The organism is Streptomyces albidochromogenes (assembly GCF_005981925.1).
Classification (GTDB): Bacteria; Actinomycetota; Actinomycetes; order Streptomycetales; family Streptomycetaceae; genus Streptomyces; species Streptomyces albidochromogenes.
On the sequence record NZ_VBVX01000217.1, the window covers coordinates 1 to 11,507 of the forward strand.

Consider the following 11,507-nt stretch of genomic DNA (forward strand, 5'->3'; position numbering starts at 1 on the left):
CCCGAGCCCCGCGCCGAAGCCCGCCCCTACGCCCCCGCGCCGCGTCCCGGCAGCGGCCACGCGTACGGTCCCCGCGGGTCGTCCAGCCAGGCCCACTCGCCGTCCTCGGTGACCGTGACGCCGAAGCGCTCCCGCGCGGGCCGCTGCTCCCGGTGCCACAGGGTCAGTGCCTCGTGCGGGTCCAGGCCCCCCGCCGTCAGCACCAGCATGAAGCGGAACAGGTCGTTCTCCAGCGCCCGCCGCGGCAGCCCGCCCAGATGCCTGGCCGGGCCCTGCTCCACCGCGCCGCGCAGCGGGACGAAGTACGCGGGGGTGTGCAGGAAGCGCCCCTCCGCGTGCGCGGCGTCCCGTACGTCCAGGGCGATCAGCCCGGTCGCCAGCGGCGCCAGGATCCGCGCGCCCGGCCGGCACTGCGCGATCCAGACGCGCGGCACGGACGGCAGGGCGCAGGTCGCGATGATCCGGTCGAACGGGGCCCGGGCCGGACAGCCGAGCGCGCCGTCGCCGGTGGCGACCGCCGGGTGGTAACCCGCTGCCGCCAGGTGCCCGCGCGCCGACTCGGTGATCTCCGGTTCGAGGTCGACGGTGGTGACCAGCTCGTCGCCGAGGCGGTGCGAGAGGAGCGCCGCGTTGTAGCCGGTGCCCGCGCCGATCTCCAGTACGGCCTGCCCGTCCCGTACGTCCAGCTCGTCCAGCATCCCCGCCATCAGCGAGGGCTGGCTGCTGGAGGAGACCAGCTCGCCCCCGCGCATACGCGTGGCCAGCGGTGTGTCCGAGTACACCCCGCGCAGCCACCGCTCCCGCCGCCGCGGATCGGGGTCCTCCCCCCACAGCCGCTCGTGGCCGGCCGGGCCGCCGACGAAGAAGTACGGCACGAACAGGTGCCGCGGCACCTCGGCGAAGGCCGCACGCCAGGCGGGATCGCCGAGGGCCCCGGCCGCCGCCATCTCCGCCACCAGCGCGGCCCGGGCCTCGGCGTACATGTCCCTGTGAGGTGCGCCCATACGCCCACTGTCGCGCGGCACGGGCCGCCGGGCGAGCCTCCGGCGGCGCCGGGGGCGGCCGGGGCGTGGCCGGGAACAGCGGGGGCCGGTCCTAGTCCTTAGGTCGTCGGCCGGTCCGTCTGAGACGATGGACGGGTGAAAGAGATTCCGCGCGGCACGCTTCAGGAGCAGACCTTCTACGAGCAGGTCGGCGGCGAGGAGACCTTTCGGCGCCTGGTGCACCGGTTCTACCAGGGAGTCGCGGAGGACCCGCTGCTCAAGCCCATGTACCCGGAGGAGGATCTGGGCCCCGCCGAGGAGCGGCTCGCCCTCTTCCTGATGCAGTACTGGGGCGGACCCCGCACGTACAGCGACAACCGGGGCCACCCCCGCCTGCGGATGCGGCACGCGCCGTTCACCGTCGACAAGGCCGCGCACGACGCCTGGCTCAGGCACATGCGCGCCGCCGTCGACGACATCGGTCTGTCCGAGGAGCACGAGCGGCAGTTGTGGAACTACCTCACGTACGCCGCCGCGTCGATGCTCAACACCGACGGCTGAACACCGGGGCCGGCCCGCGCGCCGCGGCCGGCGCGTCCCGTCCGGCACCCGCCGGACGCACGGGCGTCGCCGCCGCGCACGCATCGCGGTGACCGGCGACCGGAATCCGGTCACGATCGCGTCAAGTCCGCCGTGGAAGCGGTTTCCCCCGTCCTCCGACTCTGCCCTGGAGCGCCTGCACCTCCACCCCGTCGGTGGTGAAGATGCGCACCAGCCGGTCGCAGGAGATCAGCGCGTCGTGACCGTACGCCGACCGGCCCCGGGCCGCTGTGGCGCGCAGCACCACGGCGTGGCGTCTCGGGGGGTCTCGACCTCCTGGTCGAGGAGGGCGAGTTGATGGCCCTGGTGGGCGCGTCGGGCAGCGGCAAGTCGACCCTGATGAACATCCTGGCCGGCCTCGACGAGCCGACGGCCGGCGCGGCGAGGGTCGCGGGCCGCGACCTGCTGGCGATGGGCGCGAAGGAGCGGCTGCGGTACCGGCGGGACGTGGTGGGATTCGTCTGGCAGCAGACGGCGCGCAACCTGCTGCCGTACCTGACGGCGGCCCAGAACGTGGCGCTGCCGATGCAACTGCGCGGCCGGGGACGCGAGCGCACGGCCCGCGCCGACGCGCTCCTGACGATGCTGGAGGTCGCGCACTGCCGCGACCGCCGCCCGCAGCAGATGTCCGGCGGCGAGCAGCAGCGAACGGCGATCGCGGTGGCCCTGGCGAACGACCCGTCGGGAGCCGACCGGCGAACTCGACTCCGCGACGGCGGAGCAGATCTTCCAGGCGTTCCGTACCGAGCCGCTGACCCCACCTACACCGGGGCCACCGAGAGCACCCCGAGCCCGGCGCGGCGCACCGCCACCGAGCCGTACGGGGTGCGCAGGCGCAGCCAGCCGGCGGCCGACAGCAGGGCCACCGCCGCCGGGTCCGCGCCGGGGCGCAGGAAGCCCAGCGAGTGCGCGGCGTGCACCGCCCGCAGGGGCAGCTCCGTGTCGCCCAGCGTGCGGGACCAGATCTCGCGGCCGATACGGTCCCGGGCGGCCCGCGTCCGGTCCTCCGGGGCCAGGGCCTCGTCCCGCGCGCGGAACTCGGCGACGGCGGCGGCGACCGCCGCGCGCATGGCGTCGGGCCCCGGGAGCCCGGGAACCTGCCGCCATCCGCCGCGGGGCGGCAGCACCCCGGCCCACGGCGGGCCGGTCACCGCCCGCGGCACCAGGACCGCGCCGGTTGCCTCGTCGATGCCTTCGAGGAGCTCCCCGGCGGAGACGGTGACGTCCAGCTCGTCCGTACCGCCCGGGTCCGCGCCGTCACGGCCGCCGGCGCCGCCACCGGCCGCGACGCCGACCGCGAGCCGGGACGTGCGCACGGCCAGCACCTCGAACGACGGCGGCCGCCCGAAGACGGCCACCGCCGCGGTGCCCGCCTGGAGTCGCACCGCCGCGGCCCGGTCGTAATGGATCAGCCGTCCGAGGAAGGCGGCGAGATCCGCCGCCTCCCCCGCGTCGGCGAGCACCAGCCGCCGCCCGAGCGCCGTCATGCGGCGACAGCCCCCCGCGATTCCCGCCGGCCGGCCCGGCCGGCGTCGCCGTCGTCCAGGTACTCCAGGAGGAACGACTTCTCCTCCGCCGAGATCCGGCGCGGCCGCGCCGCTTCGAGGTCGTACGGCACGACGACCGTCGAGGCGCGCACGTACACGCGCTCCGTGCCGTCGGCGTCCGTGTCCTTGACCTCGTACGCGATCGTCAGGGAGGCGGCGCCTATCTTCGTGACCCACGACTCGATCGTCACCGGCTCGTGCCGGTGCACCAGCGGCAGCTTGTAGTCGATCTCGTGCCGGGCCACGACGGACCCGCCCGCGAACGACGGCGAACCGTCCCCCGGCGCCAGCCGGAACATGAAGTCGATCCGCGCTTCCTCCAGGTACCGGAGGAAGACGACGTTGTTGACGTGCCCGAAGGCATCCATGTCCGACCAGCGCAGCGGGCAGCGGTAGATGTGACGCGACAAGATCAGCCCCGCGTCAGCTTCTTGTACGTGGCGCGGTGCGGACGCGTCGCGTCCGCACCGAGCCGCTCGACCTTGTTCTTCTCGTACGACTCGAAGTTGCCCTCGAACCAGTACCACTTCGACTCACCCTCGTAGGCGAGGATGTGGGTCGCGACCCGGTCCAGGAACCAGCGGTCGTGGGAGATGACCACGGCCGCGCCCGGGAACTCGAGCAGCGCGTTCTCCAGCGACGACAGGGTCTCGACGTCCAGGTCGTTCGTCGGCTCGTCGAGGAGCAGCAGGTTGCCGCCCTCCTTGAGCGTCAGCGCCAGGTTGAGGCGGTTGCGCTCACCGCCGGACAGGACGCCGGCCGGCTTCTGCTGGTCCGGGCCCTTGAAGCCGAACGCGGAGACGTACGCCCGCGAAGGCATCTCGACCTGGCCGACGTTGATGTAGTCCAGCTCGTCCGACACGACGGCCCACAGGGACTTCTTGGGGTCGATGTTGGAACGGTTCTGGTCGACGTACGAGATCTTGACGGTCTCGCCGACGCGGATCGCACCGGAGTCCGGCGTCTCCAGACCCTGGATCATCTTGAACAGGGTCGTCTTGCCCGCACCGTTCGGGCCGATGACGCCCACGATGCCGTTGCGCGGCAGCGTGAACGACAGGTCGTCGATCAGGACCTTCTCACCGAACGCCTTGGAGAGGTTGTTGACCTCGACGACGACCGAGCCCAGACGCGGGCCCGGCGGGATCTGGATCTCCTCGAAGTCCAGCTTCCGCATCTTGTCCGCCTCGGCGGCCATCTCCTCGTACCGGGCGAGACGCGCCTTCGACTTGGTCTGGCGGCCCTTGGCGTTGGAGCGGACCCACTCGAGCTCTTCCTTGAGCCGCTTGGCGCGCTTCTCGTCCTTGCGGCCCTCCACCTTGAGGCGGGCGGCCTTCTTGTCGAGGTACGTCGAGTAGTTGCCCTCGTAGGGGATCGCGCGGCCGCGGTCGAGCTCCAGGATCCACTCGGCGACGTTGTTCAGGAAGTACCGGTCGTGGGTGACGGCGACAACGGCGCCCGCGTACTTCGACAGGTGCTGCTCCAGCCAGTTCACCGACTCGGCGTCGAGGTGGTTGGTGGGCTCGTCGAGGAGCAGCAGGTCGGGCGCCTCGATCAGCAGCTTGCAGAGCGCGACACGGCGCTTCTCGCCACCGGAGAGGTTGTTGACGGGCCAGTCGCCGGGCGGGCAGCCCAGCGCGTCCATGGCCTGCTCCAGCTGGGCGTCGAGGTCCCAGGCGTTGGCGTGGTCGAGGTCCTCCTGGAGCTTGCCCATCTCTTCGAGCAGCGCGTCGGAGTAGTCGGTCGCCATGAGCTCGGCGACCTCGTTGAAGCGGGTGAGCTTGCCCATGATCTCGGCAGCGCCGTCCTGGACGTTCTCCAGGACGGTCTTCGACTCGTCGAGCTTCGGCTCCTGCATGAGGATGCCGACGCTGAAGCCGGGCGACAGGAACGCGTCACCGTTGGACGGCTGCTCCAGTCCGGCCATGATCTTCAGCACCGTGGACTTACCGGCACCGTTGGGACCCACCACACCGATCTTCGCTCCCGGCAGGAAGCTCAGCGTGACGTCGTCAAGGATCACCTTGTCGCCGTGCGCCTTGCGCGTCTTGCGCATCGTGTAGATGTACTCAGCCAAGAGAAACCGTCCGGCAATCGATGTGTGGGCAGATACACCCCATCTTGCCTGACGTCCACCCCGGGACGGAAACGGGTATGGACTCGCGTGCGGCGACGGCCCCGGTGCGCCAAGGCGAGCCGGGGCCGTCGTGATCGCCCGGTGACCGGGCGTCGCCGCTTGTCGGGGCGGCTACTCGTCGTCGGACGCGGGCTGCTTCTTGCGGACGAAGAGGACCGCGGCGATGCCGAGGGCGACGAAGACGACCGCGATGCCGAGGATCATGGGCGTGGCGTCGGAGCTGCCGGTCTCGGCGAGGTCGGGGCCGTCGACGGCGAGGGGGGCCTCGCCGGCCGTGGCGGGGGCGGGCCGGTTCCCGGGCTGGTCGAGGGTGCCGGTGCCGGGTCCGGCCGCCGTGCCGGGGGCGCCGGAGGTCCGGCAGTCGAGGATGCCCTTGAAGTTCTTGGTCAGGCCGCCGGGGCCCTCGATGGTGAAGTCGTACGCCTGGTCCTCCTGGACCGGCACGGTGACGGTCCGCGACCGCCCGGCCGGGACGGTGTGCTCGGCGCCCATGAGCCCGAAGGTGAACGGCTCGTCGCCCTTGTTGGCGGCGGTGATGTCCACGCCGCCCTTCGCGCAGTTCTTCTGGGCCGAGAGCGCCGGGATGGCGCCCTTCTTCGCCCAGGTGGCACTCGCCGTGGCGGAGACGGTCGACTCGCTGGAGCCGGCCAGGATCTGGGTCTGGCTCTGGGTGGCCCCGGCGAAGGCCCGGCCGACCGGTACCGAGGTGGTGGCCTGCACGGTCAGCGCGGTCGAGCCGTCGGCCGCGTCGGCCGGCACGTCGAAGTACAGCTCGCCGCCGTTGACGGCGGTGGTGACGGGCTTGCCGTCCTTGCCGACGACCTTGACGCCGCTGGCGGCGTCGGCGGGCGGGGCGACGGTGACGCGGTCGGCGTTGGTGCGGACGGTGACGGGGCCGAGCTTCCCGCCGGCCTTGCCGGAGACGGCGCTGGGCTCCAGGGTCAGGGAGGCTCTGGGCTCGGCGGCGCCGCGCGCGTTCTTCTCCAGGAAGTCGGCGAGCTTCTCCGCCTTCGGGTCGAGCGCGTCGACCTTCACGTGGTCGGAGTAGCGCCAGATGGCGACCTGGGTGCCGGCGGCCGCGGTCTGCTCGGTGAGGGAGTCGACCCCGGCCCGCTTGGCGAGCACGCTCAGGTCGTTCACCTGCGGGTACGAGTGCTCCAGGATCCAGCGGATCTTGCCGGCGTCCCGGTTGGCGCCGAGCGAGGTCTGGTCCCAGGAGGTCTCCAGGTACTTCGCCTGCTCCTGCGTCGGGCGGTGGACGTCGACGCAGTACGTCTTGAGCGTGCCGCCGCCGTCGACGGCCATCTCGAACAGGCCGGCGGGGATCTGCTGGTCGCCGCCCTCTGTACGCAGGACGGCCTTGTCGTAGGTCTTCAGCCCGTCGAGCGTGGCCGCAGCACCGCCCCGGTGCTGCGGTGCCTCCTGCGCCGCGGCCGGTCCCGCCCCGGCCAGCGCCCCCGCGGCGAGGAGCACCGAAGCCAGGGCCGCGGCGGTCGGGCGGGCCGAGCCCCGCCTGGGTACAGAGAAAGCAGAAAACACAGAATTCCCCTTCGGGCGAGGCCCTTTCGCTGGTGCGACTGTGGGGGGAGCGCCTCGCCGGCAGACTCAAGTGCCCCGTGAGTATCCGGAAATCCTAGGGACGCGACGATCGACAGCCCCCTGTCATACCGTCAGATAGCCATTCCGAATCGGAATCGTTATCGCCCATCGCCTGTACGCACCGGCTCTGTCGACAAATCCCCGTGTGAATCGGCCGGGTTGTCTGGTTCCGTCACCGGTCGCCGCGTCAGCGGCGCGTCTCCTCTCACCACGCGTCTGAAGGCGGACGTGCCGCGCGTCATGTCGTGACCGACCGCCAGCGCGTCGATGTCCGCCGAGAATCTGCGCCGCCCGTCCTTCTCCTCGTCGCGGACCCGCAACCGGCCGTGCACCAGCAGGGGTTCGCCGATCGACACCGAGCCGGCCAGATTCGTGGCGAGCGACCGCCGCGCCCACACCGTGTAGAAGCTGGAGTGCCCGTCCGCCCAGCTCTCCTTCTGGCGGTCCCAGAAGCGGGCCGTCACCGCGAAACGGAAACGCGCCACACCGCCCGCCGCCGTGTCCCGGTAGTCCACTCCCGTGGCGGCATTGCCCACCAGCGTCACCCAGGTGTCGCTCATCCCGGCTCCCCCTCTGCCTTCCGCCGTCCCGGTCCGCCCCGCGCGGCCGGCCGACTTCCATGCTGGACCGGACGCGGCCCAGCCGCCGGAGCCTGTGGATCACCGGCCGGTTGTGGACAATCCCGTCACCGCCACGTACTGCTCCCGCACCTCCCAGTACCGCATCAGCTCCGCCGACACCGGATCGAGCACCCGCGCCCGCCCGCACCCGGCGGCCGCCTCCCGCAGCCGCCGCTCGGCGTCCTGCCCGTACCGCCGGGCCGGACCCCTGGCCGCCACCGCGCACGCCCACTCGACCAGCGGGCCGCCGAGGATGCCTGCGAGCATCACGAGGACCGGCGGCAGCAGCTCGGGCTCCAGCACGCCCACGATCTGGCCCACCAGCCACAGCCCGCCGAAGATCTGCAGCAGCGTCATCGACGCCTGGGTCAGCACCGCCGCCGGCCACCACGCGGGCCTCGGCGGCCTGCCGCGGGGCAGCCCGGCCCGTACCGCCAGTACGTCCAGCTCCGCGGGAAGCCCGGCCGCGCCGCGCACCGCGGACTCCCGCACCGCCTGCGCCCAGGGCGCGGGCAGCCCGGCGGCGGCCTCGTCGGCGACCGTGCGTACCGCCTGCTCCACGCGCTGGCGGGCGGTGATCTCCTCCTCCTCGCCCTCGGTCGGGGTGCGCCCGGAGATCGGGTCGATGCCGGACCCCAGGGCGCGGTGCGCCTCGTACCAGCGCCACAGTCTCAGCCACGGCGTCCCGCACGACTTGCCCGCGTTCCTGCGCCACTCCCGCTCCGCCGCCTCGCCCACCGCCGCCGCGCCCACGGCCTCCGCGAGCCGGTCGGTGAAGTCGGCGCGGGCCCGCTCGCCCAGCTCCGGCGGGCGCCGCCCGTCGGCGACGTACACCGGGCGCAGCCGGGCCGCGGCGGCGTCCAGGTCGGCGGACAGGCGGCGGGCGGGGGCCCCGCGCTCCTGTACGAACTGGCCGAGCATCTCGCGCAGTTCGCCGACGCCCTCACCGGTGAGCGCGGACAGGGACAGGACCGTGGCGCCCGGTTCGCCGTGCTCGCCGAGCGCCATGCCGTCCTCGTCGAGGAGCCTGCGCAGGTCGTCGAGGACCAGGTCGGCGGCGTCCCCCGGCAGCCGGTCCACCTGGTTGAGCACCACGAAGGTGATTTCCGCGTGGCCGGCGAGCGGCCGCAGGTAGCGCTCGTGCAGCACGGCGTCGGCGTACTTCTCCGGGTCGACGACCCAGATCACCGCGTCGACGAGCGTGAGGACCCGGTCGACCTGGTCGCGGTGGGCGGTGGCGGCCGAGTCGTGGTCGGGCAGGTCGACGAGCACCAGCCCGTTCAGCGCCTCGTCGCGGAAGCCGGGCGGCGCCGGCCTGCGGCGCAGCCGTCCGGGGATGCCGAGCCGGTCCAGCAGTCCGGCGGCGCCGTCCGTCCAGCTGCACGCGATCGGCGCGGAGGTGGTCGGCCGGCGCAGCCCGGTCTCGGAGATCTGGACGCCGGCGAGGGCGTTGAACAGCGTCGACTTGCCGCTGCCGCTGGCGCCGGCGACGGCGACGACGGTGTGGCGGGAGGAGAGCCGCTGGCGGGCCGCGGCCTCGTCGAGCACCCGGCCGGCCTCGGCCAGGGCGCTTCCGTCGAGGCGTGTGCGGGAGAGGCCGACCAGCTCGCGCAGGGCGTCGAGGCGTCCGCGGAGCCGGCCGCCGTAGGCGCCGCCGGGCAGCAGGCCGTCGTACTCGTCGAGGGATTCCCGCTGTCCGTCGGGCGGCGGGACCTCGGACGGCGGCCGCACCGGTAGCGGGGCCCGGCCGGCCCGCTCGCCTTGCGTGGCCGCCGCGCGCTCGGCGGCGCGCCGGGCGATCAGTCCGTCGTCCCAGCGCCCCTCGGCGGCGCCGTGCGCCGCGTCCGGGGCGCCGGTCCCCGCGGCTTCGCCCACCTCATTCGCGTCGTCGACCCTCGCCGCGCCGTCGACGCCGTCCGTGTCATCAGTCACAGCAGTCACGTTTGCGATCACTTCTCCTTCTGGAGCACGGAGAGCGCGGCGATGAGCTCGGCCTGCGGCTCCGGGGTCACCGCGAGGGCGTCGAGCGGCGCGAGCCGGCGGTCCCTCTCGGTATTGAGTACGCGGTCGATGTACGTCGTGAGCAGTTCCCCGCCCTTGTCGCGCAGCCGGGTGGCGGCGATGGCGCCGATCCGCTCGGCCAGTCGCTCCCCGGCGGTGCGGGCCCGGCGGCCGCCGAGCAGCGCGGCGGCGAGCAGGGCGGCGACGGTCTCGGCGTCGGGCGCGGGCGGCCGTTCGAGGTCCCGCACCTCCTCTTCGGCGAGCTCCTCCAGTACCCGGCGCCAGCGCCGTGCGGTCATCCCGATCCGCTCGCCCGCCTCCCGGTCGGGGATCGCGAACGCCACGGCGTCGGAGGCGGGCTCGCGCCGCCACGCCTCGTGCACGTGCTCGTCGGCGGCGGCCACGGCGCACTGGAGCAGCGCCGTGAGGCTCGCGACGAGCGAGTCGAGAAGCTCACCCGCCGAACTGTCCAGCGGATACCCGCGCCAGCGGGTGAGCGCGTCGCCGGACAGGACCGCGCCGCGCCGGAGCCTGCGGCGTACCCGCGTGCCCTCCTGCTCGTACGCCTCCTCGACGTCCGCCGTCAGGCGTACGGAGGCGGCGTACTGCGCGGCGACGGCCCCGGCGAGTTCGGGCATCCGGGCGTTGAGCGACTCGATGACGCCGGTCGCGGTACGGCCGACCGCCTGCTGGCGGGCCGCCGGGTCGTGCACGCGGTGCGCCAGCCAGGTGCGCAGCGGTTCGACGGCGGTGGAGGGCAGCAGTCCGGTGCCGCCGCCGGCCGATTCGGGCAGCTCGGGGATGGTGAAGCGGGGTACGTCGCCCAGTCCCGCCTTGGTCAGCAGCGCGGCGTACTGCTGCGACACCTCGCCGATGACCTGGTGGGGCACCCGGTCGAGGACGGTGACGAGGGTGGCGTCGTATTCCTTCGCGGTGCGCAGCAGGTGCCAGGGCACGGCGTCGGCGTACCGGGAGGCGGTGGTCACCATGACCCAGACGTCGGCGGCGCAGATCAGCTCGGCGGCGAGCACCCGGTTGCCGGCGATCAGCGAGTCGATGTCGGGCGCGTCGAGCAGGGCCAGACCGCGCGGCAGCGTCCCCGCGGTCTCGATCCGGAGCGTGTCCGCGCCGCCCTTGCCGGTGTCCGGCGGCTCGATCACCGTCTCGTCGTCGCCGTCCTGGCGGGGCAGCCAGACGCGGGTGAGCTGCGGCAGTACGCGCAGGTTGGCGAACCAGTGGTGGTCGTCCGGGTGGCACACCAGCACCGGTGTGCGGGTGGTGGGGCGCAGGACGCCGGCCTCGCTGACGCGCCGGCCGACGAGGGAGTTGACGAGGGTGGACTTGCCGGCCCCGGTGGAGCCGCCGATGACGGCGAGGAGAGGCGCGTCGGGCTGTTTCAGCCGGGGCAGCAGGTAGTCGTCGAGCTGCGCGAGCAGCTCGGTACGTGCCTGCCGGGCGCGCGGGGCCCCTGGTAGGGGGAGCGGGAGGCGCACGGCGGCGACACGGTCGCGCAGGGCGGAGAGTGCGTCGATCAGCTGAGGCCGTGCGTCCAAGGTCACCACATGCGAAGAATGCCCAATTTTAGTGTCTTTTAGAAGCCTAAAGGCCCTTCCGCGCGCTCGGGCGCACCGATTGGCGGTGGCGGACAGACGGTACGAGTGGGGCGCAGGCATAACGAGTGCACAACACCCGGGGCGCGAGACGCCAAAAGCGGTGCGCGATTCGCACTCGCCTGCGATTATCGGGTTCGCTTCACCGAACCTCCACATCGTGCCACGGAGGTGAAGCAACCGGCCCAAGGTGATCGGAGCCCTATCCTTGTCCCCGGCAAGGCCCAGGACCCCGCCCGACCGGGGCCCCAGGCCGCCGAGGCCGTGATCCGGCCCCCGTAGCTCAGTGGATAGAGCAGGCGCCTTCTAAGCGCTTGGCCGCAGGTTCGAGTCCTGCCGGGGGCGCCCGCCACCCTCCCCTGCGGGAGGGTGTTTCTTGTCGCGGCGGCCCTCCTGCCCGCGCCCCTCTC

Annotated in this window: 9 protein-coding genes, 1 tRNA gene and 2 pseudogenes; 3 read left to right on the forward strand and 9 right to left on the reverse strand. The window is 73.2% G+C overall.

Annotated features, from left to right (window positions below; genetic code table 11):
- Positions 1 to 26: 26 nt before the first annotated feature.
- On the reverse strand, positions 27 to 1,004 hold the full coding sequence (locus E2E34_RS24160; RefSeq protein WP_138904024.1) for a methyltransferase domain-containing protein: 978 nt from the start codon (positions 1,002 to 1,004) through the stop codon (positions 27 to 29).
- Between the two features lie 135 nt (positions 1,005 to 1,139).
- Here E2E34_RS24160 and E2E34_RS24165 point away from each other — a divergent pair, with 135 nt between their 5' ends.
- Positions 1,140 to 1,544 (forward strand): globin, encoded by a 405-nt coding sequence (locus E2E34_RS24165; RefSeq protein WP_138904025.1) that lies wholly within the window; start codon positions 1,140 to 1,142, stop codon positions 1,542 to 1,544.
- Between the two features lie 163 nt (positions 1,545 to 1,707).
- Here E2E34_RS24165 and E2E34_RS36655 read toward each other — a convergent pair.
- Positions 1,708 to 1,830: pseudogene (locus E2E34_RS36655) on the reverse strand (ABC transporter ATP-binding protein); the annotation flags it as partial.
- Between E2E34_RS36655 and E2E34_RS24175 the strand changes: the two are divergent.
- Positions 1,812 to 2,328: pseudogene (locus tag E2E34_RS24175) on the forward strand (ABC transporter ATP-binding protein); the annotation flags it as partial. The pseudogenes E2E34_RS36655 and E2E34_RS24175 overlap by 19 nt on opposite strands.
- 16 nt (positions 2,329 to 2,344) lie before the next feature.
- Here E2E34_RS24175 and E2E34_RS24180 read toward each other — a convergent pair.
- The 7 genes from E2E34_RS24180 to E2E34_RS24210 form a co-directional block, all read right to left on the reverse strand.
- Complete coding sequence (locus E2E34_RS24180) at positions 2,345 to 3,070, reverse strand: DUF8185 domain-containing protein (protein WP_138904026.1); 726 nt, start codon at positions 3,068 to 3,070, stop codon at positions 2,345 to 2,347.
- A complete protein-coding gene (locus E2E34_RS24185; protein ID WP_138904027.1) occupies positions 3,067 to 3,540 on the reverse strand; it encodes an acyl-CoA thioesterase in 474 nt (157 codons plus the stop codon). The genes E2E34_RS24180 and E2E34_RS24185 overlap by 4 nt, the downstream gene beginning before the upstream one ends.
- Before the next feature lie 2 nt (positions 3,541 to 3,542).
- Complete coding sequence (ettA, locus tag E2E34_RS24190; RefSeq protein ID WP_138904028.1) at positions 3,543 to 5,207, reverse strand: energy-dependent translational throttle protein EttA; 1,665 nt, start codon at positions 5,205 to 5,207, stop codon at positions 3,543 to 3,545.
- Positions 5,208 to 5,378: 171 nt separating this feature from the next.
- Positions 5,379 to 6,806 (reverse strand): Cys-Gln thioester bond-forming surface protein, encoded by a 1,428-nt coding sequence (locus E2E34_RS24195; RefSeq protein WP_167518371.1) that lies wholly within the window; start codon positions 6,804 to 6,806, stop codon positions 5,379 to 5,381.
- Between the two features lie 158 nt (positions 6,807 to 6,964).
- Positions 6,965 to 7,426: a single-stranded DNA-binding protein gene (locus tag E2E34_RS24200; protein WP_138904029.1), complete on the reverse strand. Its 462-nt coding sequence runs from the start codon at positions 7,424 to 7,426 to the stop codon at positions 6,965 to 6,967.
- Between the two features lie 99 nt (positions 7,427 to 7,525).
- Complete coding sequence (locus tag E2E34_RS24205; RefSeq protein WP_425573444.1) at positions 7,526 to 9,427, reverse strand: YfjP family GTPase; 1,902 nt, start codon at positions 9,425 to 9,427, stop codon at positions 7,526 to 7,528.
- A gap of 8 nt (positions 9,428 to 9,435) precedes the next feature.
- A complete protein-coding gene (locus E2E34_RS24210; RefSeq protein WP_138904030.1) occupies positions 9,436 to 11,040 on the reverse strand; it encodes a dynamin family protein in 1,605 nt (534 codons plus the stop codon).
- Between the two features lie 329 nt (positions 11,041 to 11,369).
- Here E2E34_RS24210 and E2E34_RS24215 point away from each other — a divergent pair.
- Positions 11,370 to 11,442 (forward strand) — tRNA-Arg (locus E2E34_RS24215).
- Positions 11,443 to 11,507 lie beyond the last annotated feature (65 nt).